The following is a 20917-nucleotide window of genomic DNA, read 5'->3' on the forward strand; positions in this document are numbered from 1 at the left end:
AGCGAGGTCTGCGGTCGGTTATTGTCTCGCAAAGGCGAATGCCTTATATCTGCACCCCAGCAGCGGACTTTTTGTAAGCCCTGCACTGGACAGGAAAGGACATCCTCATGAGCCAAACCCGACTGAACGATTCGGGCCGTTATCTGCAACGCCTGGGCTTCGACACACCGCCAGCCCCGACCCTCGACACCTTGCGCCTGCTTCAACGACGCCACACCGCCGAGTTCCCCTTTGAAACCCTTTCGACGCTGCTGGGCCAACCCGTCCCCATCGACCTCGAATCAGTGGAGCGAAAAGTCTTCGAACAAGGCCGCGGCGGCTACTGCTATGAGCTCAATCAATTGTTCCTGGCGCTGCTGTTGGAACTGGGCTTCGAAGCCCGAGGCATCACCGGACGGGTGGTGATGAATGCCCCCGAGGGTGCCTGGCCCGCCCGCACCCACCGCCTCAGCCTGGTGACGCTTGACGGCGTGCGTTACACCACCGATGTCGGCTTCGGCGGCATGGTGCCTACTGCGCCGCTGCTGCTGGACAGCCGTGACATCCAGGCCACTCCCCACGAACCCTATCGCATCGAGGCTCACCCGGACGGCTATCTGCTGCGTGCCTGCGTGGCCGACGAATGGCGGCCGATGTACCTGTTCGATCTGCAGCGCCAGGAAGACATCGACTACACCGTCGGCAATTGGTACGTCAGCAACCACCCCGAGTCGCCATTCATGGGCCGGTTGATGGTGGCTCGCACTGGCGATGGATTGCGCAAGACCCTGAACGGAAACAGCTATGCCTTGCACCGGATAGGCGAGCAAAGCGAGCGCCGGACAATCACCGACGCCGACGAACTGATCGACCTGCTGGAAAACGAGTTTGGTCTGCGCGTACCGCCACGCGAGCTTTTACGGCCCGCCGTGGTTGGGCTTCTGTAACGAAGTGGGGTAGCAGGGGAGGCGCAAGGATCCGCGGGAGAGGATGGCTGTGCGCAATAAGTTGTATACAACTCTATGGACATTTGTCCTGAGTTTTGAATACAGTGTGCGCATAACAAAAAACAGGGAACTCCCGAACCATGAAAACGCCCCATGTTTCACTCCCACGGCCCGAGGACGAAAACCTTGGCGTCGGCGCGAATATGGCTTACGGCCTGCAACATGTGTTGACCATGTACGGTGGCATCGTCGCTGTGCCACTGATCATCGGTCAGGCCGCCGGTTTGTCACCGGCGGACATCGGCCTGTTGATCGCGGCGTCATTGTTCGCGGGGGGGCTTGCAACATTGTTGCAAACCCTTGGCCTGCCGTTTTTCGGCTGTCAGTTGCCTCTCGTGCAGGGCGTTTCGTTTTCCGGGGTCGCGACCATGGTGGCGATCGTCGGCAGCGGCGGAGAAGGGGGGTTCCAGGCCATCCTCGGAGCGGTGATCGCCGCGTCCTTGATCGGCTTACTGATTACTCCGGTGTTCTCGCGAATCACCCGGTTCTTTCCGCCGCTGGTCACTGGCATCGTCATCACCACCATTGGCCTGACCTTGATGCCGGTAGCCGCTCGCTGGGCGATGGGCGGCAATAGCCACGCCGCCGATTTCGGCAGCATGGCCAATATCGGTTTGGCCGCCGTCACCCTGGTCCTGGTGCTGCTGCTGAGCAAAATGGGCAGCGCGACGATCTCGCGGCTGTCGATTCTGCTGGCAATGGTCATTGGTACGGTCATCGCCGTATTCCTGGGCATGGCGGACTTTTCATCCGTCAGCCAAGGCCCGATGTTCGGCTTCCCCACACCTTTCCACTTTGGCATGCCGACTTTTCATGTCGCGGCCATTCTGTCGATGTGCATCGTGATCATGGTGACATTGGTGGAAACGTCCGCCGATATCCTCGCGGTGGGCGAGATCATCGACACCAAAGTCGACTCCAGGCGTCTGGGTAACGGCTTGCGGGCCGACATGCTGTCGAGCATGATCGCGCCGATCTTTGGCTCTTTCACCCAGAGCGCCTTTGCCCAGAATGTCGGGCTGGTGGCGGTGACGGGGATCAAGAGCCGTTTCGTGGTGGCAACTGGCGGGGTATTTCTGGTGGTACTCGGCCTGCTGCCGTTCATGGGCCGAGTGATCGCGGCGGTGCCGACTTCGGTGTTGGGCGGTGCCGGTATTGTGCTGTTCGGCACCGTGGCTGCCAGCGGCATCCGCACGCTGTCAAAAGTCGACTACCGCAACAACGTCAACCTGATCATCGTCGCCACCTCTATCGGTTTTGGCATGATTCCCATCGCCGCGCCGAATTTCTACGATCATTTCCCGAGCTGGTTCGCGACAATCTTCCATTCGGGCATCAGCTCTTCGGCGATCATGGCAATCGTGCTGAACCTGGCCTTCAATCACTTCACCCGGGGTAACTCGGATCAACAGTCCGTATTCGCCGCCGGTACCGAGCGGGTGTTGCGTTATCAGGACCTGGCGGCGCTGCGTGAAGGCGACTACTTCAGTGACGGCAAGCTGCACGACTGCGATGGCAACGAGATTCCGGTGGTGTCGGAGGCAGCCCATGCACCGGTAGAGCATGGCCCGGTACGATTGAAAAGCAGCGAGCACGTCTAGCCTCGTGACGACGGCGCTTGCTCGGCTTTATGTCTCTTAATAAAGAAAGGCCTGTGATCGAGGATCACAGGCCTTTCCTTTTGCCTCAGAGACTGATCACCAGCGCCCGTAATGACCGCGCGGTGGGCCGTAGTAATAGCCCCGTGGTGGCCCGTAATACACCGGCGCCGGACGATAGTAGACAGGGCGCTCGATGTAGACCGGCTGTGGCTGGTAGTAGACCGGTGGCGGCTGCTGCACATAAACCGGTTGTGGCTGGACGTACACCGGTTGCTGCACGTAGACCGGACGATCACGGTTGATGATCGCTGAGCCGACGATGGCCGAACCAACGATTGCGCCAAACACGGCGGGCCCCTCCCAACCACCTCGACCATGGGCGGATGCCTGGCCGGTGACCGCGAGTGCCCCCATGAGCAGGGCGATGATGGGGAGTTGACGGTTCATAACGATTCCTCGTTTTGGCCCCGGCGCCTGTGGTCTGCAACAGACCCGAATGAGGGTCGCGGGGATACTTGCTCTGACAGCGATTTTTTCAGAATTTGCCGTGCCGTTGGGTAAATATTGTGTAAGGTCTGTAGCGGTTTCTTTACTGCAAGGAGTCACACATGCAGATCAACCCCAACAAAGACACTCAACTGTGCATGTCACTATCGGCGCGCCCTGGGAACTTCGGCCTGCGCTTTCACAATCACCTGTATGAGCAACTGGGGCTGAATTTTTACTACAAGGCATTCAGCAGCCAGGACTTGCCCGGTGCTGTAGGCGGCATCCGCGCCTTGGGCATCCGCGGGTGCGGGGTGTCGATGCCGTTCAAGGAAGACTGCATCGCCCTGGTCGACGAACTCGATCCTTCCGCCGCCGCGATCCAGTCCATCAATACCATCGTCAACACCGATGGCCATTTAAAGGCCTACAACACCGACTACATCGCGATCGCCCAATTGCTGCAAACCCATGCGGTGCCCAAGGATTCAACCTTTGCTCTGCGCGGTAGCGGCGGCATGGCCAAGGCCGTGGCCAGCGCCTTGCGCGAAGGTGGTTACTCAAACGGTTTGATCGTGGCCCGCAACGAAACCGCCGGGCGAGCCTTGGCCGGCTCCCTGGGTTACGAGTGGCAGGCTGAACTGGGGCAGCGACGGCCGCAGATGCTGATCAACGTCACGCCGATCGGCATGACCGGTGGCCCGGAAGCCGATCAACTGGCGTTCGAGCCCGAGACCATTGCAGCGGCCGAGACGGTGTTCGATGTGGTGGCGATCCCGTCGCAAACGCCGCTGATCGTGCGCGCCCAGGCTGAGGGCAAACGGGTCATCACCGGGCTCGAAGTGATTGCGATCCAGGCCCTGGAGCAGTTTGTCCTGTACACCGGCGTGCGGCCCAGCGCGGAACAATTCAAGAAGGCCGTGGCGTTCGCTCGATCCTGATTACTCCAGTCGCGCCAGCCGTTCTTCCAACGCGGCGATCCGCGCTTCGAGTTCTTCGATGCGCTCCAGCGACACGCCGCTGCCGGCACCACGCTCCACGGGATGCTGGCGGGCGGCGAGGATCGCTTCGATATCCGCCGGGTCGCCCATGGCGTGCATGTAACGGTCTTCCCGCTGGCCGGGCTGACGCGGCACCAACAGCGCCAAGCCACGGGCGATCAGCCGTTCAAGCTGATGCACCACCTGTTCGGTGTCTTCGAAATCGTGCATCCGCCCGCTACGGGTCAGCAGTTCATTGACTGTCTGCGGGCCGCGCAAGAACAGCAACCCCATCAGAATCACTTGGGCCGGCACCAGCTCCAGGGCCTTGTCGACCCGATGCTCCCAGCGGTCGGCGCGGCTGCCCATCACCAGTTTGGTAAAGCCGCGACCTTCCAGCGCACGCAGGCTCTGGCCGACCTGGCCCGGATTGAGGTTCATGACCGGCTCACGGCTGGTCTTCTGGTTGCAGGCCAGCACCAGGGCGTTGAGCGTCAGCGGGTAGGTCTCGGGGTTGGTGGCCTGCTTTTCGACCAGCGCGCCGAGAATGCGGATTTCCGTGCTGTTGAGCCGCGGTTCTTCGGCCGGGCTTTGTTCTTCGATACTCATCGCGCGTTCCCTATGCTGTGGAAGCCGCCTAGCCTAATCCTTGCGCAATAAAAGACAAGGTGCGCAACAAGGCGTGGCTATAATCGCACCCGTTTGATTTGTCCTTTCCTGCCACCTGCATGAGATCGCCATGACTATTTCCCTGTACGCCGCTTCCATCCCGGTTTTCAAGCAGATGCTCAACGCCCTGAGTGATGTCCTGAACAAGGCTGAAGCCCACGCCACTGCGAAAAACATCGACCCGAACGCGTTCCTGCAAGCCCGCCTGTACCCGGACATGTTCCCCCTGGTACGCCAGGTGCAGATCGCGGTGGACTTCGCCAAAGGCGTGTCCGCGCGTCTGGCCGAGCTTGAAGTGCCGAAATATGACGACAGCGAAACCACCTTTGCCGAACTGCAAGCCTTGATCACCAAGGTATTGGCGTTCATCGACGGCATCAGCCCCGAGCAGATCGACGGCAAGGAAGGCATCGAAATCGTCACCCGTCCGGGCACGCCGAAGGAAAAACGCTTCACCGGCCAGAACTACCTCCTGACCTATGGTCTGCCGCAGTTCTTCTTCCACGTCACCACCACCTATGCGCTGCTGCGCCACAATGGCGTGGAAGTGGGCAAACGCGACTACATGGGCGCGTTCTAAACCCGCCAGCATGAAAAAGCCCGGGACGGTGTGGGCCGTCCCGGGCTTTTTTGTGGCGGTCTGTTTACACGGTGGCTGTGCCATCGCTATCGCGAGCAGGCTCGCTCCCACATTGGATTTGTATCTGCCACAAACCCTGTGAGAGCGAGCCTGCTCGCGATGACGGTCATACCTCCAGCGCCGCTGTCAGGCCACGCGTTCGCGCTTCTCTTCCTCACCCAAGCAAGCCGCCGCGGTGAACAGCACATCGGTAGAGGAATTGAGCGCAGTCTCCGCCGAATCCTGCAGGACGCCGATAATGAAGCCCACGGCGACCACCTGCATGGCGATGTCGCTGGGGATACCGAACAGGCTGCATGCCAGGGGAATCAGCAACAGCGAACCACCGGCCACGCCGGACGCGCCGCAGGCACAAATGGCCGCGACGACGCTCAGCAACACGGCGGTCGGCACGTCGACCACGATACCCAGGGTATGCACCGCCGCCAGGGTCAGTACGGTGATGGTAATGGCGGCGCCGGCCATGTTGATGGTCGCGCCCAGCGGGATCGATACCGAATAGGTGTCTTCGTGCAGGCCCAGGCGTTTGCTCAGTTCCAGGTTCACCGGGATATTCGCCGCCGAACTGCGGGTGAAGAACGCAGTAATGCCGCTCTCGCGCAGGCAGGTGAACACCAGTGGATACGGGTTGCGGCGCAGCTTCCAGAATACGATGAGCGGGTTCATCACCAGCGCCACGAACAGCATGCAGCCAATCAGCACGGTCAACAGGTGAAGGTAGCCCAGCAACGCGCTGAAACCTGAGGTTGCCAGGGTCGAGGCCACCAGGCCGAAGATCCCCAGCGGGGCGAAGCAGATGACCACGCGCACGATCACGGTCACGCCGTTGGACAGATCCCCGAGCACGGTACGGGTGGTTTCGCCAGCATGGCGAATGGCAATGCCCATGCCGATGGCCCAGGCCAGAATGCCGATGAAATTGGCATTCATCAGGGCGCTGACCGGATTGTCCACCACGCTGAGCATCAAACTCTGCAGTACTTCGCCGATGCCGCCGGGGGCGGTGACGGCGACGTCATGGGACACCAGGACAAGGCTGGACGGAAACAGGGTACTGGCAACCACCGCGACCACTGCGGCGGCGAAAGTGCCGAGCAGGTACAGGAAGAGAATGGGCCGGATATGGGTTTCCTGACCGTGCTTGTGGTTGGCGATCGACGCCATGACCAGCACGAACACCAGGATCGGTGCCACGGCCTTGAGCGCTGACACAAAGACCTTACCGATGAAAGCGGTGGACTTGGCAAGGTCCGGTGCCAGCCACGCCAGGATGATGCCGGCGATCAGACCGATGACGATTTGCGTCACCAGGCCGGTGCGTTTGAGGCGGTGTAGAACGGAAGGAGACAAAGCAGTCATAACGGCATCTCTGATTTTTTTTGTGTGCAACGGTCGACCCCTCAGGGCAACAGGCGGGCAGGCCACGTGAGCGGGACCGAAAAGAAAGTACAGCGTTTGCAGGCCGCGGACTTTATCACAGCCCGCGGAAAAACCTGACGGACCTGTGACGATCCGTCGCTTGGGCGTTCACACGCGTTTGTCTGAGGGGCGCATTCTGTTAGGCTTTGGGCCAATCCCCTTTCTACTCTGCCAGCGACCCTTTTGGGCTGACGCTGGTGTCGTTGTTTTGCTGGAGTTCTGCATGTTGTCTGTTTTTCTGTTGTCGGCGGCTGGTTTTACGGTGCTGACCACCGAATTCATTATCGTCGGCCTGTTGCCATCCATCGCCCGCGACCTGCAAGTCACGATTGCCCAGGCCGGGCTGCTGGTGACGTTGTTTGCATTTACCGTGGCGGCATTCGGGCCGTTCCTGACCGCCTGGTTCGCCCGCTTTGAGCGGCGCAAGCTGTTTATCAGCGTGTTGGTGATGTTTGGTCTGGCCAACACACTGGCGGCGCTGGCCCCCAATATCGGCGTAATGGCCGTCGCCCGATTGATCCCAGCCTTGGGGCTACCGGTGTTCTGGGCATTGGCCAGCGAAACGGCAGTGGACATTGTCGGGCCGCAGTTTGCCGGGCGGGCCATCGCCCGGATCGGGTTCGGCATTGTCTGTGCCACGGTGTTCGGTATTCCGGTAGGCACGCTGATTTCTGATGCGTTCGGCTGGCGCAGCGCCTTCGCCATCCTGGCGTTCGTTGCGTTCGCCAAGGCCTTGCTGCTGTTTGTCTACCTGCCCAAAACCAATCTGCATCAGCACCAGGTCAGTTTGCACTCGCAACTCAAGATATTGCGCAGCCCGTTGATGCAGGGCCATGTGCTGCTGTCGATCCTGGTGTTCAGCGGCATGTTCACCGCGTACACCTACCTGGCCGATATCCTCGAGCGCCTGGCCGGGTTCGACGGCACACTGGTGGGCTGGTGCCTGATGGGCTTCGGGGCCGTGGGGCTGGTGGGTAACTCTCTGGGCGGCCGCGCGGTGGACCGACACCCTTTGATCGCCTCGATGGTGTTCTGTCTGTTCCTGATCGGCGGCATGGTGGCGCTGGTGCCGAGCATTCATTCGACCGTCGGGCTGGCGGCAGCGATGGGCATCTGGGGAGTGACCCAGGCGGCCCTGTTCCTGGTCAGTCATGTACGACTGATGAAGGCCGCGCCTGAGGCTCCAGCCTTTGCCGCATCGCTGAACATCGCCGGGGCCAATCTGGGAATTGGCCTGGGGGCGATGGTCGGTGGGCGCGTCATCGATACCCTGGGCCTGGGCAGCGTTGGTTTTGCCGCGTCCGGGTTCATCCTCATATCGATCCTGCTGGCGTTGTTGCTGATGACCTTCAAGCCCCGTGCCGCCTGCGCGCAGTCCTAAGCGCTGAACAGCTCGCGTCGGGCCCCTTCGGCGATGGCGACGATGCCCGGATGGCTGACCTTGCGCTCTACGGAAATGGCATAGAACGACTCGCTGACCGCATCGGTCTGGCCGATCACCTGCACGCCGTACTGACGCTGAACTTCTTCGGCGATCACGCTCGGGCCGATGAAAATTCCGCTGCCTGATTGCCCGAAGGCCTGCATTAGCGCGCTGTCGTCGAATTCGCCGACGATGCGCGGCTGGATCTGTTGCTCGGCGAACCAGCGTTGCAAGCGGCTGCGTACCACGGTTTCGGCACCTGGAATCAGCAGCGGGGCGTCATTCAGGCTGCGGGGGAAATCCTGCCCATAGCGCTCGGCCAGCGCAGCGGTGGCAAAGAAGCTGATCCCGCACTCTCCCAACTTCTGGCTATAACCCTTGATGTCCAGGTGGGTCGGCATCGGGCTGTCGGAAATCACCAGGTCCAGGCGCTGGATCGCCAGGTCCGCCAACAGCCGCTCGAGTTTGTCTTCGCGGCAAGTGATGCGCAGCGGCTCACTCAGCTCCATGGTCGGCGCCAGCAGTCGATAGACGATGGACTTGGGCACCACGTCCGCCACCCCGACCCGGAACAGCGTCTGCTGCTCATTGGGTTGCGCCCGGAGCATAAGCTCCAGTTCGCCACCCAACTGGAACATGTGTTCGGCATAGGGCAGCGTCTGGCGGCCGGCCTCGGTCAGTTCCAACTGTCGCCCGACGCGGCGAAACAACTTGATGTTAAAGGTTTGCTCGAGCAGCGAGATCTGCCCGCTAATGGTTTGTGGTGTCAGGTTCAGTTGCTCGCAGGCCCGCACAATGCTGCCGGTCTTGGCCACCACCCAGAAGTAATGCAACTGTCGGTAATTGAGCATAAGGCACACCGATTCGTAAAAATCGAAGTATAACCGCTGAAAATACGAATTTTCCTGAAGTATTCACCTCTCTAGAATGCCGGGCCATCGGTGAGCCACCTTTGGTGCTCTGTTTAACCCTGAGAGGCATTTATCCATGACGTACAAAACCCTGGGTTTGGCGGCCTTGTTGGCAGTGTCTTCAATCGCCCTCGTTGGCTGCGAACAGGCCGAAAAAAGTGCCCAGCAGTTGATGGGGCAAGCCGCTGAAACGGCCAAGCAGGCAATCGATGACACCCATAAGGCTGCGGAACAGGCGATCAGCGAGGCCACTGGCGGGTTGATCAGCCCCAAGAAGAAGCCGGCGGATGAGGCTGAAGAATCCGAAACCTCCACCCAAACCATTTAACCCCGTCATATCGAGTCAGGACTGACCCATGGATTATCTTTTACAACTCGCTGCCAGCCCCACTGCATGGATCGCGCTGGCGACTCTGGTCGTCATGGAAATCGTGCTTGGCATCGATAACCTGATCTTCATTTCGATCCTGACCAATAAACTGCCCGAACAGCACCGCGCCAAGGCGCGGCGTATCGGCATTGGCATGGCGCTGATCCTGCGCCTGGGCTTGTTGAGCACCATTGCTTTCATCGTGCAGTTGACTGAGCCGGTTATCGAAATCCTCGGTCAGGCATTCTCCTGGAAGGACATGATCCTGATCGCCGGAGGCCTGTTCCTGCTGTGGAAAGCCACCACCGAGATCCACCACAGCATGGACCCGGCACCGAATGATCCGAAATCCGCCACCTCCGGCGTGACCCTCGGATTTGCCGCTGCGATCGGTCAGATCCTGATGCTGGACCTGGTATTTTCCATCGACAGCATCATTACCGCCGTGGGCATGACCGAGCATCTGCCGATCATGATCATTGCTGTCGTGATCTCGGTGTTGGTGATGTTGCTGGCGGCCGAGCCGCTGGCCAAGTTCATCAACGACAACCCGACAGTGGTCATGTTGGCGCTGGGCTTCCTGATCATGATCGGCATGACGTTGATCGCCGAAGGCTTTGGTGCTCATGTGCCCAAGGGCTATATCTACGCAGCCATGGCGTTCTCGGCAGCGATTGAGGTGTTGAACATGATGTCGCGTCGCCGTCAGCAAAGGGCGTTGGCTGACAAAGCCTGATTACAGGCACTCAAAAGCCGCCCGGGTCCATGCCCGGGCGGCTTTTTTTTGGATTTTTGAAGGGCGGCGGGACGGTCAGTGTGCGGCGGCGTGGCGCCTGGCCGGTTTTGGCGCTTTTTCCGCCCGCGCTGGTCGTGGCGCAGGATGATGGCGGCGTGCAATGCGCAAAACGCCCCACAGCATGGCTGTGGCGACGCTTAACCAGCCGAATATCAGCATCAGGATTGTTGTGGTCAGGCTCATCTGTGCCTCCTTCTGCCCAAGTTCAGGGCGACGCACTCGTTACAATGGACAGTCTAGTCGCTAAAGTGTTGCAGGGAATCGATCGGTATTGATGACAGACGGACCGCTTCGTTCTATCGCCGCGATGGGACTGCTGTTTAAGGCTATACCCACGTCTGTCTGCACCTTATGATCGACGGCCCTTGCCTGGCCCGATGTCGGGTGCCTTAACAAGAGAGTCCTAATGTTTCCGGTAATTTCCTCTTTTCGATCACTGGTACTGGTGACGGCCTGCCTGGCGGCCCTGGCGGGTTGCGCAGGCAGTGTGTCGCCGCAGATTCAGCGCCTGCCCGAGCGGGTGGAACTCAACAGCGTGCCTTTTTTTCGCGGTGAGATGTACCAGGGTGGCCCCCAGTCGCTGGCCAGCCTCTTGACGCTTCAAGGCACGGTAATCACCCCGGGGCTGCTGGAGAAGCCTCTGCATCTGCCGGAAGGCGAGGCTCATTTGCAGCAGAACCTGCAGACCCTGGCGCGAGAATATGGGCTGGTGGTGTACCCCCTCGACAGCGAACTGCCGGCACTGTTGGAGCAAGTCGCGGCAGGTTATCCCGTGTTGGTGCGCTATACGGAGGGGTCGGCTTTCTGGTCTGGGCCCAGGTACGGCATTCTCGTCGGTTATGACCGCCAAAAGCAGACGGTCTTGCTGCGATCAGGGATGAACCGGCGGCTGCTGATGAGCTTCAGTGGGTTTGAGTCGGCTCTCAAGGATGCTGGAGGCTGGGCGGTATTGGTCCAGCGACCTACGCAGCTCCCGGCCAAGGTAGACTCTCAGCGCTGGCTGAAAGCTGCGGGCGAACTGGCCGGGGCAGGGCAGGAGCAGGCAGCGGCCCGGGCGACTCAAGCCCTGAGCGGCGCACACTGATCTCACCCCCGTTCGTCACTTGTCGGGCACCACCCGCCATGCCAGAGGCTCCTAACCTCAGGGCCGGAATATCCGGCCCATGCTTGCGAGGAGAAAAGCATGGCACAGTCGAAAACACCTACGGGGCCACATTCTTCCGAACATTCTTCAGGCGATGATTTGGGATTTGATCCCGATTCGCCGGATCTCGGCGATCCTCAAGTCGATCCGATAGGCCCCGCCAAGGCGCCTCTGGACGAAGAGGATGAGCAGGAGGAGCCCGGTTCCAGAGCGTATGACCCGTTGGGTGATCTAAAACCTTGAATAAACAAAGCCCCGATGAGTCGGGGCTTTGTTTGCCTGGTTAATTAATTCGACGCTTCGACTACACCGGTTTGGCGGCTCTTGAGGTTCTTGGCCGCCTTGTATTGAAGGGCCGCGGCAGGGACGCTGGCGCTTTTGCCGGTTTCCACCCAGCTACGGATCCGGCTGGCATCGGCGAAGTGGGTATATTTCCCAAACGCATCCAGCACCACCAGGGCCATCGGTCGATTGCTCATTTTCGTCACCAGTACCAGGCAGTGGCCGGCCTGATTGGTGAAGCCGGTCTTGGTCAGTTGGATGTCCCAGCCAGCCTTATGGACCAAGTGGTCGGTATTGCGAAAGCCCAGGCTATAAACCGGTTTGCGGAAGGTTACGGTCTTTTCCTTGGTGGTACTCAGTTCGCTCAGCAATGGATATTTGCGTGCCGCGATCAGCAGTTTGGTCAGGTCCCGGGCGGTGGATACGTTGTGAATCGACAGGCCTGTGGGCTCGACATAGTGGGTGCTGCTCATGCCCAGCGCCTTTGCCTTGGCGTTCATGGCCGCGATGAACGCTGCGTACCCGCCCGGGTAGTGGTGGGCGAGGCTGGCGGCGGCGCGGTTCTCCGACGACATCAGGGCAATCAGCAACACGTCCCGGCGTGACAGTTCGCTGTTGAGCTTGACCCGGGAAAATACCCCCTTCATCTCCGGTGTATTGGCGATGGTCATGGAGATGTATTCATTCAGATCCTGCTTGGCATCCAGCACGATCAGACCGGTCATCAATTTGGTCACCGAAGCGATGGGCACCACTACGTCGGGATTGCTGGCATAAACGACTTTATTCGTCTGCAAGTCCAGCAGTATCGCGCTGCCCGAGGCGACTTGCAGTTTTGAGGTGTCTCGCGGGGTGGCGATGGTTTCCTGCGCCTCGACATTCTGCGTGATAAAGGTACCTGTGAAAGCGAAGAACAGGCTGAGGATAGAAAGACGGATTTTCACGCGAGTAGACTCGATAGAGTTGAAGGTGCCGTGCAGCAATGGCTTGTTAAAAATGCGCTGCATTTTATGAGTATGGGCGACGACAGCGCCATATGCCTGTACCGCCGGAGCTTGCGATTAAATAAAGTTTAATGAAGGGCGCAAAAACTCCTGTGGGAGCGAGCCTGCTTGCGATAGCGGTGTGTCAGTCAGCATGGATGAAGGCTGAGACAAAGCTATCGCGAGCAGGCTCGCTCCCACAGGGATTGGAACTGCGCTGAAAAGGCGTATCAGCTATGCAGCGTTTCCGCCGCATACAAGGTGTTTTCCAGCAGACAGGCACGGGTCATCGGACCTACGCCGCCAGGGACTGGAGTGATCCAGCCTGCACGGGGCAGGGCGGTTTCGTAGATCACGTCGCCGACCAGCTTGCCATCGTCCTGGCGGTTGATACCCACGTCGATCACGATGGCGCCTTCCTTGATCCACTCGCCCTTCACCAGGCCAGGCTTGCCGGCGGCAACGACCACCAGGTCGGCGCGGCCGACGTGTCCAGCCAGGTCCTTGGTAAAGCGATGGGTCACGGTGACGGTGCAGCCGGCCAGCAGCAACTCCATGGCCATCGGACGGCCAACGATGTTGGACGCGCCAACCACCACGGCATCGAGACCGTACAGGTCCACGCCGGTGCTTTCCAGCAACGTCATGATGCCTTTGGGGGTGCAGGGGCGCAGCAGCGGGATACGCTGGGCCAGGCGACCGACATTATAAGGATGGAAGCCGTCGACATCTTTGTCCGGGCGGATACGCTCCAGCAGTTTGGAGGCGTCGAGGTGTTCAGGCAGGGGCAGTTGGAGCAGAACGCCGTCGATGTTCGGGTCGTCGTTCAGGCGATCAATCAGATCAGCCAATGCTTGCTGAGTGGTTTCGGAAGGCAGGTCGTAGGCCTGGGAAAGGAAGCCGACCTCTTCACAGTCTTTACGCTTGTGCGAGACATAAACCTGAGAGGCAGGATCGCTGCCGACCAGGATCACCGCCAGGCCGGGCGTGCGCAGGCCTTGCTGGCGACGCTCGGTGACTCGTTGGGCGATCTGCTGGCGCAGGCTGGCGGCGATCGATTTGCCGTCGATAAGTTGTGCAGTCATTGCGCGTGGTTAACCATCGAGAGGGGAAAAAAAGAGAACGCATTCTCGCATGCCGAGGCGTGAGGGCAAAGGCGCTTGGTCTGCAAATTCCCCTAACCCCTTTAATTAAATGAATTTTTTTTAAAAAAGAGTTGACGACCTATCAGGCCGTCTATAACATTCGTCGCACTTGTCGGGCACAGCCTAGCACTGGTTAAGAAGGTGGAGCAGAGTTGGTTGTTTTAACTCGGTAACACTGAAAGCACTTAGTTTGTAATCGTCCAAGAATACAGATTAAAAAGGCGCCCGTAGCTCAGCTGGATAGAGCATCCGCCTTCTAAGCGGATGGTCGCAGGTTCGAGTCCTGCCGGGTGCGCCAATTAGGCAGCTTTGGCACAAGTAAGGCAACAAGGTAATATGGTGGGCGTAGCTCAGTTGGTAGAGCACGGGATTGTGACTCCCGTTGTCGTGGGTTCGATCCCCATCGTCCACCCCATATTCTAGAAAGGCGCCAGATTAACAGTCTGGCGCCTTTGCTTTAAAAGCTTGATACGCGGATGTGGTGGAATTGGTAGACACACTGGATTTAGGTTCCAGCGCCGCAAGGTGTGAGAGTTCGAGTCTCTCCGTCCGCACCATACAAGTCGCTATTTAAATAGCAGAGAACGGCGCAGTACCTGAAGAGGGCTGCGCCGTTTTTGTATTCATGATTTTTTTGTCGCCGACCCTGGTTCAGGGTTGTGCGGGGTGCCCGGGTCGTCACGATTGTGTTTCCTGATGATGCGCGGCATGCCCGTTGGTCTCCTCGCGAGACCGGATGCCGGGCGCGCGGGTTTGCTGCTCCTATATATAGAAGCATTGACCCAGAGCCTTGCAGTGATCGACTGTATTTGCAATCCGGGTGAGGCATGACCGTATGTCCGCTCCTAAATTCGGCGCCTGTTTCCAGCCCTTTTTCAGTAGGGTGACTTCTTGAGTTTGACCTACTAGAATGCATGCCCTTGATTCTGGGGTCGGAAACGCCCGGCCAACGTCTGTGCAACGAGGAATATCCATGCAAGTTTCTGTTGAAAATACTTCTGCTCTTGAGCGCCGCATGAGCATCACCGTGCCGGCTGAGCGCATCGAGACTCAGGTCAACAAGCGTCTGCAGCAGACTGCCCAAAAGGCCAAAATCCCAGGTTTCCGCCCAGGCAAAGTGCCAATGAGCGTGATCCGTCAGCGTTATGAAGCTGACGCACGTCAGGAAGCCGTGGGCGATGTGATCCAGTCTTCGTTCTACGAAGCGGTCGTCGAGCAGAAGCTGAACCCGGCCGGTGCTCCGTCCGTCGAGCCTAAAGTGCTGGAAAAGGGCAAGGACCTGGAGTTCATCGCCACGTTCGAAGTGTTCCCTGAGTTCACGGTTGCCGGTTTCGAGTCCATCTCCGTCGAGCGTCTGAGCGCCGATGTTTCGGATGCCGACCTGGACAAGATGCTGGACATCCTGCGCAAGCAGAACACCCGTTTCGAAGTGGCCGATCGTGCTGCCCAGAACGAAGATCAACTGAACATCGATTTCGTCGGCAAGGTCGACGGTGAAGTGTTCGCCGGTGGTTCCGCCAAGGCTACTCAGCTGGTGCTGGGCTCTGGCCGCATGATCCCTGGCTTCGAAGATGGCCTGGTTGGCGCCAAGGCCGGTGAAGAGCGCGTTCTGAACCTGACGTTCCCTGAGGACTATCAGAACCTGGACCTGGCTGGTAAATCCGCCGAGTTCACCGTGACCGTCAACAGCGTTTCCGAGCCGAAACTGCCAGAGCTGAACGAAGAGTTCTTCGCCCAGTTCGGCATCAAGGAAACCGGTCTGGAAGGTTTCCGCGCCGAAGTTCGCAAGAACATGGAGCGTGAGCTGCGTCAGGCCATCAAGTCCAAGGTCAAGAACCAGGTCATGGACGGTCTGCTGGCCTCCAACCCGATCGAAGTGCCAAAGGCTCTGCTGGACAACGAAGTGAACCGTCTGCGTGTACAGGCTGTTCAACAGTTCGGCGGCAACATCAAGCCGGACCAACTGCCCGCTGAGCTGTTCGAAGAGCAAGCCAAGCGCCGCGTTGTGCTGGGCCTGATCGTTGCTGAAGTGGTCAAGCAGTTCGAACTCAAGCCTGACGAAGCCCGCGTTCGCGAGCTGATCCAGGAAATGGCTTCGGCCTATCAGGAGCCTGAGCAAGTCGTGTCCTGGTACTACAAGAACGACCAGCAACTGAACGAAGTCCGTTCGGTTGTGCTGGAAGAACAAGTTGTGGATACTGTTCTGCAGAAAGCTAGCGTGACCGATAAAGCGGTCTCTTACGAAGAAGCGGTCAAGCCGGTGGAAGCTCCACAAGCCGATTGATCGTTCTGCGGTAAGAAATACACACCCATAAGCCAGCCTTCGCGCTGGCTTATGCGTATTCAAGACATAACTATTTGGGAGTGACTGCGAGACATGTCCCGCAATTCTTTTTATCAGCAGAGCTCTGACATCCAAGCCGCAGGCGGCCTGGTCCCGATGGTTATCGAGCAGTCTGCCCGTGGCGAACGTGCCTATGACATCTACTCGCGTCTGCTCAAGGAACGCGTCATCTTCCTGATCGGCCCCGTTGAAGACTACATGGCCAACCTGGTTGCGGCGCAACTGCTGTTCCTTGAAGCGGAAAACCCGGACAAGGATATCCATCTGTACATCAACTCACCTGGTGGCTCGGTGACAGCAGGCATGTCGATCTACGACACCATGCAGTTCATCAAGCCTGACGTTTCCACCATCTGCATCGGCCAGGCCTGCAGCATGGGCGCATTCCTGCTCGCCGGTGGCGCAGCGGGCAAGCGTCACTGCCTGCCTAATTCGCGCATGATGATTCACCAGCCGTTGGGTGGTTTCCAGGGGCAGGCGTCGGATATCGACATCCATGCCAAGGAAATCCTCCACATTCGTTCGCGCCTGAACTCGCTGCTGGCCCATCACACCGGCCAAAGCCTCGAAACCATTGAGCGTGACACCGAGCGTGACAACTTCATGAGCGCTGAGCGTGCGGCCGAATATGGCCTGATCGACTCCGTGATCAACAAGCGTCAAATGCCTGCCTAAGCCGCTCAAAATGCAGGTGGTTGGGATGACCGGCCGCCTGCGGGCTTGAAAAAGCCCGCAATTGCCTTCATCTTGTGTTGCAAGCCTATCGGATTTGGATCGATCGAATGACTGACACCCGCAACGGCGAGGACAACGGCAAACTGCTTTATTGCTCCTTCTGTGGCAAAAGCCAGCATGAAGTACGCAAATTGATTGCCGGCCCCTCGGTCTTCATTTGCGACGAGTGCGTCGACCTGTGCAATGACATCATCCGCGAGGAGGTGCAGGAAGCCCAGGCCGAAAGCAGCGCGCATAAGTTGCCTTCGCCTAAAGAAATCAGCGGCATCCTTGATCAATATGTCATTGGTCAGGAGCGCGCGAAAAAGGTACTGGCCGTAGCGGTGTACAACCACTACAAGCGCCTGAACCAACGTGACAAAAAGAATGACGAGGTCGAACTCGGCAAGAGCAACATCCTGCTGATCGGCCCGACAGGCTCGGGTAAAACCCTGCTTGCCGAAACTCTGGCCCGTTTGCTGAACGTTCCGTTCACCATCGCCGACGCAACCACCCTTACCGAGGCGGGTTATGTGGGTGAGGATGTCGAGAACATCATTCAGAAACTGCTGCAGAAGTGCGATTACGATGTGGAAAAGGCCCAGATGGGTATCGTCTACATCGACGAAATCGACAAGATTTCCCGCAAGTCCGACAACCCGTCCATCACCCGGGATGTTTCCGGTGAGGGCGTGCAGCAGGCCTTGCTCAAGCTGATCGAAGGTACCGTGGCTTCCGTTCCGCCTCAGGGTGGTCGCAAGCATCCGCAGCAGGAGTTCCTGCAGGTCGACACGCGTAACATTCTGTTCATCTGCGGTGGCGCGTTCTCCGGCCTGGAAAAGGTTATTCAAAACCGTTCCACCCGTGGCGGCATTGGTTTCAACGCCGAAGTGCGCAGTAAGGAAGAGGGTAAGAAGGTCGGTGAATCCCTGCGTGAAGTCGAACCTGATGATTTGGTCAAGTTCGGTCTGATCCCGGAATTCGTGGGTCGCTTGCCGGTCCTGGCGACGCTGGACGAGTTGGATGAAGCTGCATTGATGCAGATTCTGACGGAGCCGAAGAATGCCCTGACCAAGCAATATGCCAAGCTGTTCGAAATGGAAGGTGTAGACCTGGAGTTCCGTTCCGACGCGCTGAAATCGGTTGCCAAACGAGCCCTGGAGCGTAAAACCGGTGCCCGTGGGTTGCGCTCGATTCTGGAAGGCGTATTGCTCGACACGATGTATGAGATCCCCTCGCAGTCTGAGGTGAGTAAAGTCGTGATCGATGAAAGCGTTATAGAAGGTAAGTCCAAGCCTTTGTATATCTACGAAAACAAAGAGCCGGCTGCCAAGGCCGCGCCGGACGCTTAAGCGTCCCGGTGCCGGAATAAAGAAGGGGCCTTCGGGCCCCTTTGCTTTTTGCGCGTTTTAGACGTGTCTTTGCGCTTGTTTTTTTTCAAGGCTGCCCCCATCTTGGTTTCAAGCTTACTTCCATCTGTTTCCGGCCTTGTGGCCGCCGTAGAGGCGAAATCATGAAGACAACCATCGAATTGCCTCTCCTGCCATTGCGTGATGTCGTGGTTTATCCGCACATGGTTATCCCGCTGTTCGTGGGGCGCGAGAAGTCTATCGAAGCCCTCGAGGCTGCGATGACGGGTGACAAGCAGATTCTTCTGTTGGCGCAGAGAAATCCTGCTGACGATGATCCCGGCGAAGACGCACTTTATCGCGTAGGCACAATTGCAACAGTTCTGCAGCTGCTCAAGTTGCCCGACGGCACCGTCAAGGTCCTAGTCGAAGGTGAGCAGCGTGGCACGGTCGAGCGTTTCAGCGAAGTGGACGGCCATTGCCGGGCCGAAGTGTCGCTGATCGACGAAGTGGACGCGCCCGAGCGTGAGTCTGAGGTGTTTGTCCGCAGTCTTCTGTCGCAGTTCGAACAATACGTGCAGTTGGGCAAGAAGGTGCCTGCTGAGGTCCTGTCGTCGCTTAACAGCATCGACGAACCTGGACGGCTGGTCGATACGATGGCGGCCCACATGGCCCTCAAGATCGAGCAGAAGCAGGAAATTCTCGAAATCATCGATTTGTCTGCCCGTGTCGAACATGTGCTGGCACTGCTGGATGGCGAAATCGACCTACTGCAGGTCGAGAAGCGCATTCGTGGTCGCGTCAAGAAGCAGATGGAGCGTAGCCAGCGCGAGTACTACCTGAATGAGCAGATGAAGGCCATTCAGAAGGAACTTGGCGATGGTGACGAAGGGCACAACGAAATCGAAGAGCTGAAAAAGCGCATCGATGCCGCCGGCCTGCCCAAGGATGCACTTGCCAAGGCCCAGGCCGAGCTGAACAAGCTCAAGCAAATGTCGCCTATGTCTGCCGAAGCCACTGTGGTGCGCTCCTATATCGACTGGCTGGTTCAGGTGCCTTGGAAGGCGCAAAGCAAGGTCCGTCTGGACCTGGCCCGCGCCGAAGATATTCTCGATGCCGACCATTACGGTCTGGAAGAGGTCAAGGAACGTATCCTCGAATACCTCGCCGTGCAAAAACGCGTGAAGAAAATTCGCGGGCCGGTACTGTGCCTGGTGGGGCCTCCCGGGGTCGGTAAAACATCGCTGGCAGAGTCGATTGCCCACGCGACCAATCGTAAATTCGTGCGCATGGCCCTCGGTGGCGTGCGCGATGAAGCGGAAATTCGGGGGCATCGCCGCACTTATATCGGGTCGATGCCAGGAAGATTGATTCAAAAGATGACTAAGGTTGGCGTGCGCAATCCGCTGTTTCTTTTGGATGAAATCGACAAGATGGGCAGCGATATGCGCGGCGATCCCGCTTCTGCGCTGCTCGAAGTGCTCGATCCGGAGCAGAATCACAATTTCAACGATCACTATCTGGAGGTCGACTACGACCTGTCGGACGTGATGTTCCTCTGCACCTCCAACTCCATGAACATTCCGCCAGCACTGCTGGACCGGATGGAGGTGATCCGTCTGCCGGGCTACACCGAAGACGAGAAGATCAACATCGCCGTCAAATACCTTTCGCCCAAGCAGATCCAGGCCAACGGCCTGAAAAAAGGCGAGCTGGAATTTGACGAGGAAGCGATTCGCGACATTATCCGCTACTACACTCGCGAGGCGGGTGTGCGTGGTCTGGAGCGGCAAATTGCCAAGGTCTGCCGCAAGGCGGTCAAAGAGCATGCGCTGGAAAAACGCTTCGCGGTCAAGGTTACTTCGGACCTGCTGGAGCACTTCCTGGGTGTTCGCAAATTCCGCTACGGCCTCGCCGAGCAGCAGGATCAGATTGGTCAGGTGACTGGCCTTGCGTGGACTCAGGTCGGTGGCGAGTTGCTGACTATCGAAGCGGCCGTAGTACCGGGCAAGGGTCAACTGATCAAGACCGGTTCGCTGGGCGATGTGATGGTCGAGTCGATCACCGCAGCGCTGACGGTCGTGCGCAGCCGCGCCCGGAGCCTGGGCATCCCCCTGGACTTCCACGAGAAGCGCGACACCCATATCCACATGCCTGAAGGGGCTACGCCCAAGGACGGCCCGAGCGCCGGCGTAGGCATGTGCACGGCCCTGGTATCCGCGCTGACCGGCATTCCTGTGCGCGCCGACGTCGCCATGACGGGTGAAATCACCCTGCGTGGCCAGGTATTGGCCATCGGCGGTCTGAAGGAAAAACTGCTGGCGGCTCACCGTGGCGGGATCAAGATCGTGATCATTCCCGAGGAGAATGTCCGCGATCTGAAGGAGATTCCCGACAACATTAAGCAGGATCTTCAGATCAAACCGGTTAAATGGATTGACGAGGTCCTGCAAATTGCGCTGCAATACGCGCCGGAGCCCTTGCCGGATGTGGCTCCGGAGATAGTCGCGAAGGAAGACAAGCGAGAGTCTGACTCTAAGGAAAGAATTAGCACGCATTAATACGCATTTGCCTGGGGGGCTTCCTTGACAGTTTTTTAGAGCCCTTGTTATAAAGCGGCTCTTAAGTGTCTGTAGGCCATTCAGCACTCGTTTTTGCTTTCACCAAAAAAACTT

At 58.6% G+C, this 20917-nt stretch carries 20 protein-coding genes and 3 tRNA genes; 16 read left to right on the forward strand and 7 right to left on the reverse strand.

All coding sequences use genetic code 11. The features are described from left to right. Positions 1 to 107: 107 nt before the first annotated feature. Positions 108 to 926 (forward strand): arylamine N-acetyltransferase, encoded by an 819-nt coding sequence (locus tag PSEUDOMOFG3G_RS07965; protein ID WP_107322271.1) that lies wholly within the window; start codon positions 108 to 110, stop codon positions 924 to 926. 140 nt (positions 927 to 1066) lie between these two features. After that, complete coding sequence (locus tag PSEUDOMOFG3G_RS07970; protein ID WP_047228511.1) at positions 1067 to 2587, forward strand: nucleobase:cation symporter-2 family protein; 1521 nt, start codon at positions 1067 to 1069, stop codon at positions 2585 to 2587. A gap of 96 nt (positions 2588 to 2683) precedes the next feature. On the opposite strand, the gene PSEUDOMOFG3G_RS07975 is transcribed toward PSEUDOMOFG3G_RS07970, so the two are convergent. Further along, positions 2684 to 3034 (reverse strand): hypothetical protein, encoded by a 351-nt coding sequence (locus tag PSEUDOMOFG3G_RS07975; protein WP_047228510.1) that lies wholly within the window; start codon positions 3032 to 3034, stop codon positions 2684 to 2686. 161 nt (positions 3035 to 3195) lie between these two features. Here PSEUDOMOFG3G_RS07975 and PSEUDOMOFG3G_RS07980 point away from each other — a divergent pair, with 161 nt between their 5' ends. Continuing rightward, positions 3196 to 4014 (forward strand): shikimate 5-dehydrogenase, encoded by an 819-nt coding sequence (locus PSEUDOMOFG3G_RS07980; protein WP_139049590.1) that lies wholly within the window; start codon positions 3196 to 3198, stop codon positions 4012 to 4014. Here PSEUDOMOFG3G_RS07980 and PSEUDOMOFG3G_RS07985 read toward each other — a convergent pair whose 3' ends face one another. Then, entirely contained in the window at positions 4015 to 4662 is a 648-nt protein-coding gene (locus PSEUDOMOFG3G_RS07985) for a YceH family protein (RefSeq protein WP_047228508.1), read from the reverse strand. A 130-nt stretch (positions 4663 to 4792) separates the two neighbouring features. Between PSEUDOMOFG3G_RS07985 and PSEUDOMOFG3G_RS07990 the strand changes: the two genes are divergently transcribed. Further along, complete coding sequence (locus PSEUDOMOFG3G_RS07990; RefSeq protein ID WP_047228507.1) at positions 4793 to 5302, forward strand: DUF1993 family protein; 510 nt, start codon at positions 4793 to 4795, stop codon at positions 5300 to 5302. Positions 5303 to 5488: 186 nt separating this feature from the next. On the opposite strand, the gene sstT is transcribed toward PSEUDOMOFG3G_RS07990, so the two are convergent. Further along, positions 5489 to 6721 carry a serine/threonine transporter SstT gene (gene sstT, locus PSEUDOMOFG3G_RS07995; RefSeq protein WP_047228506.1) on the reverse strand — a complete coding sequence of 411 codons (1233 nt, stop codon included), beginning with the start codon at positions 6719 to 6721 and terminating at the stop codon, positions 5489 to 5491. Positions 6722 to 7004: 283 nt separating this feature from the next. On the opposite strand from sstT, the gene PSEUDOMOFG3G_RS08000 reads away from it, so the two are divergent. Continuing rightward, positions 7005 to 8162 (forward strand): MFS transporter, encoded by a 1158-nt coding sequence (locus PSEUDOMOFG3G_RS08000; protein WP_139049591.1) that lies wholly within the window; start codon positions 7005 to 7007, stop codon positions 8160 to 8162. Here PSEUDOMOFG3G_RS08000 and nhaR read toward each other — a convergent pair. After that, positions 8159 to 9055, reverse strand: coding sequence for a transcriptional activator NhaR (nhaR, locus tag PSEUDOMOFG3G_RS08005; protein WP_076383964.1), 897 nt, complete (start codon positions 9053 to 9055; stop codon positions 8159 to 8161). The genes PSEUDOMOFG3G_RS08000 and nhaR overlap by 4 nt on opposite strands. A gap of 136 nt (positions 9056 to 9191) precedes the next feature. On the opposite strand from nhaR, the gene PSEUDOMOFG3G_RS08010 reads away from it, so the two are divergent. After that, entirely contained in the window at positions 9192 to 9443 is a 252-nt protein-coding gene (locus PSEUDOMOFG3G_RS08010; RefSeq protein WP_107322275.1) for a hypothetical protein, read from the forward strand. A 28-nt stretch (positions 9444 to 9471) separates the two neighbouring features. Further along, positions 9472 to 10221 (forward strand): TerC family protein, encoded by a 750-nt coding sequence (locus PSEUDOMOFG3G_RS08015; RefSeq protein ID WP_047228502.1) that lies wholly within the window; start codon positions 9472 to 9474, stop codon positions 10219 to 10221. A 75-nt stretch (positions 10222 to 10296) separates the two neighbouring features. On the opposite strand, the gene PSEUDOMOFG3G_RS08020 is transcribed toward PSEUDOMOFG3G_RS08015, so the two are convergent. Continuing rightward, complete coding sequence (locus tag PSEUDOMOFG3G_RS08020) at positions 10297 to 10464, reverse strand: hypothetical protein (RefSeq protein ID WP_171061342.1); 168 nt, start codon at positions 10462 to 10464, stop codon at positions 10297 to 10299. A 223-nt stretch (positions 10465 to 10687) separates the two neighbouring features. Here PSEUDOMOFG3G_RS08020 and PSEUDOMOFG3G_RS08025 point away from each other — a divergent pair, with 223 nt between their 5' ends. Next, positions 10688 to 11365 carry a peptidase C39 family protein gene (locus PSEUDOMOFG3G_RS08025; RefSeq protein ID WP_047228501.1) on the forward strand — a complete coding sequence of 226 codons (678 nt, stop codon included), beginning with the start codon at positions 10688 to 10690 and terminating at the stop codon, positions 11363 to 11365. A gap of 99 nt (positions 11366 to 11464) precedes the next feature. After that, entirely contained in the window at positions 11465 to 11668 is a 204-nt protein-coding gene (locus PSEUDOMOFG3G_RS08030) for a DUF6021 family protein (RefSeq protein WP_076383965.1), read from the forward strand. Positions 11669 to 11712: 44 nt separating this feature from the next. Here the strand turns inward: PSEUDOMOFG3G_RS08030 and pbpG are convergent, their stop codons facing one another. Beyond that, positions 11713 to 12651, reverse strand: a complete 939-nt coding sequence (pbpG, locus tag PSEUDOMOFG3G_RS08035) for a D-alanyl-D-alanine endopeptidase (RefSeq protein ID WP_076386598.1) — start codon at positions 12649 to 12651, stop codon at positions 11713 to 11715. A 269-nt stretch (positions 12652 to 12920) separates the two neighbouring features. Further along, positions 12921 to 13775 carry a bifunctional methylenetetrahydrofolate dehydrogenase/methenyltetrahydrofolate cyclohydrolase FolD gene (gene folD, locus PSEUDOMOFG3G_RS08040; protein WP_047228500.1) on the reverse strand — a complete coding sequence of 285 codons (855 nt, stop codon included), beginning with the start codon at positions 13773 to 13775 and terminating at the stop codon, positions 12921 to 12923. 281 nt (positions 13776 to 14056) lie between these two features. Here folD and PSEUDOMOFG3G_RS08045 point away from each other — a divergent pair. From PSEUDOMOFG3G_RS08045 to lon, 7 genes are all read left to right on the forward strand, one after another. Further along, positions 14057 to 14133 (forward strand) — tRNA-Arg (locus PSEUDOMOFG3G_RS08045). A 41-nt stretch (positions 14134 to 14174) separates the two neighbouring features. Then, positions 14175 to 14250: transfer RNA gene (locus PSEUDOMOFG3G_RS08050), tRNA-His, on the forward strand. Between the two features lie 57 nt (positions 14251 to 14307). Then, positions 14308 to 14392 (forward strand) — tRNA-Leu (locus PSEUDOMOFG3G_RS08055). Between the two features lie 416 nt (positions 14393 to 14808). Then, positions 14809 to 16119 (forward strand): trigger factor, encoded by a 1311-nt coding sequence (tig, locus tag PSEUDOMOFG3G_RS08060; RefSeq protein ID WP_047228499.1) that lies wholly within the window; start codon positions 14809 to 14811, stop codon positions 16117 to 16119. Positions 16120 to 16212: 93 nt separating this feature from the next. Continuing rightward, positions 16213 to 16854, forward strand: coding sequence for an ATP-dependent Clp endopeptidase proteolytic subunit ClpP (gene clpP / locus PSEUDOMOFG3G_RS08065; RefSeq protein WP_003183177.1), 642 nt, complete (start codon positions 16213 to 16215; stop codon positions 16852 to 16854). Between the two features lie 107 nt (positions 16855 to 16961). Further along, positions 16962 to 18245, forward strand: coding sequence for an ATP-dependent Clp protease ATP-binding subunit ClpX (gene clpX / locus PSEUDOMOFG3G_RS08070; RefSeq protein ID WP_047228498.1), 1284 nt, complete (start codon positions 16962 to 16964; stop codon positions 18243 to 18245). A gap of 161 nt (positions 18246 to 18406) precedes the next feature. Then, positions 18407 to 20803 (forward strand): endopeptidase La, encoded by a 2397-nt coding sequence (lon, locus tag PSEUDOMOFG3G_RS08075; RefSeq protein WP_076383967.1) that lies wholly within the window; start codon positions 18407 to 18409, stop codon positions 20801 to 20803. The last annotated feature ends 114 nt before the right edge of the window (positions 20804 to 20917 follow it).

The sequence above is a fragment of the Pseudomonas sp. FG-3G genome (genome assembly GCF_901007645.1).
GTDB classification, from domain to species: Bacteria; Pseudomonadota; Gammaproteobacteria; order Pseudomonadales; family Pseudomonadaceae; genus Aquipseudomonas; species Aquipseudomonas rhizophila.

Bases quoted from the DNA above. Each gene is read 5' to 3' on its own strand.
- PSEUDOMOFG3G_RS07965 (WP_107322271.1), top strand. From the start codon at position 108: ATGAGCCAAACCCGACTGAACGATTCGGGCCGTTATCTGCAACGCCTG.
- PSEUDOMOFG3G_RS07970 (WP_047228511.1), top strand. From the start codon at position 1,067: ATGAAAACGCCCCATGTTTCACTCCCACGGCCCGAGGACGAAAACCTT.
- PSEUDOMOFG3G_RS07975 (WP_047228510.1), bottom strand. From the start codon at position 3,034: ATGAACCGTCAACTCCCCATCATCGCCCTGCTCATGGGGGCACTCGCG.
- PSEUDOMOFG3G_RS07980 (WP_139049590.1), top strand. From the start codon at position 3,196: ATGCAGATCAACCCCAACAAAGACACTCAACTGTGCATGTCACTATCG.
- PSEUDOMOFG3G_RS07985 (WP_047228508.1), bottom strand. From the start codon at position 4,662: ATGAGTATCGAAGAACAAAGCCCGGCCGAAGAACCGCGGCTCAACAGC.
- PSEUDOMOFG3G_RS07990 (WP_047228507.1), top strand. From the start codon at position 4,793: ATGACTATTTCCCTGTACGCCGCTTCCATCCCGGTTTTCAAGCAGATG.
- sstT (WP_047228506.1), bottom strand. From the start codon at position 6,721: ATGACTGCTTTGTCTCCTTCCGTTCTACACCGCCTCAAACGCACCGGC.
- PSEUDOMOFG3G_RS08000 (WP_139049591.1), top strand. From the start codon at position 7,005: ATGTTGTCTGTTTTTCTGTTGTCGGCGGCTGGTTTTACGGTGCTGACC.
- nhaR (WP_076383964.1), bottom strand. From the start codon at position 9,055: ATGCTCAATTACCGACAGTTGCATTACTTCTGGGTGGTGGCCAAGACC.
- PSEUDOMOFG3G_RS08010 (WP_107322275.1), top strand. From the start codon at position 9,192: ATGACGTACAAAACCCTGGGTTTGGCGGCCTTGTTGGCAGTGTCTTCA.
- PSEUDOMOFG3G_RS08015 (WP_047228502.1), top strand. From the start codon at position 9,472: ATGGATTATCTTTTACAACTCGCTGCCAGCCCCACTGCATGGATCGCG.
- PSEUDOMOFG3G_RS08020 (WP_171061342.1), bottom strand. From the start codon at position 10,464: ATGAGCCTGACCACAACAATCCTGATGCTGATATTCGGCTGGTTAAGC.
- PSEUDOMOFG3G_RS08025 (WP_047228501.1), top strand. From the start codon at position 10,688: ATGTTTCCGGTAATTTCCTCTTTTCGATCACTGGTACTGGTGACGGCC.
- PSEUDOMOFG3G_RS08030 (WP_076383965.1), top strand. From the start codon at position 11,465: ATGGCACAGTCGAAAACACCTACGGGGCCACATTCTTCCGAACATTCT.
- folD (WP_047228500.1), bottom strand. From the start codon at position 13,775: ATGACTGCACAACTTATCGACGGCAAATCGATCGCCGCCAGCCTGCGC.
- tig (WP_047228499.1), top strand. From the start codon at position 14,809: ATGCAAGTTTCTGTTGAAAATACTTCTGCTCTTGAGCGCCGCATGAGC.
- clpP (WP_003183177.1), top strand. From the start codon at position 16,213: ATGTCCCGCAATTCTTTTTATCAGCAGAGCTCTGACATCCAAGCCGCA.
- clpX (WP_047228498.1), top strand. From the start codon at position 16,962: ATGACTGACACCCGCAACGGCGAGGACAACGGCAAACTGCTTTATTGC.
- lon (WP_076383967.1), top strand. From the start codon at position 18,407: ATGAAGACAACCATCGAATTGCCTCTCCTGCCATTGCGTGATGTCGTG.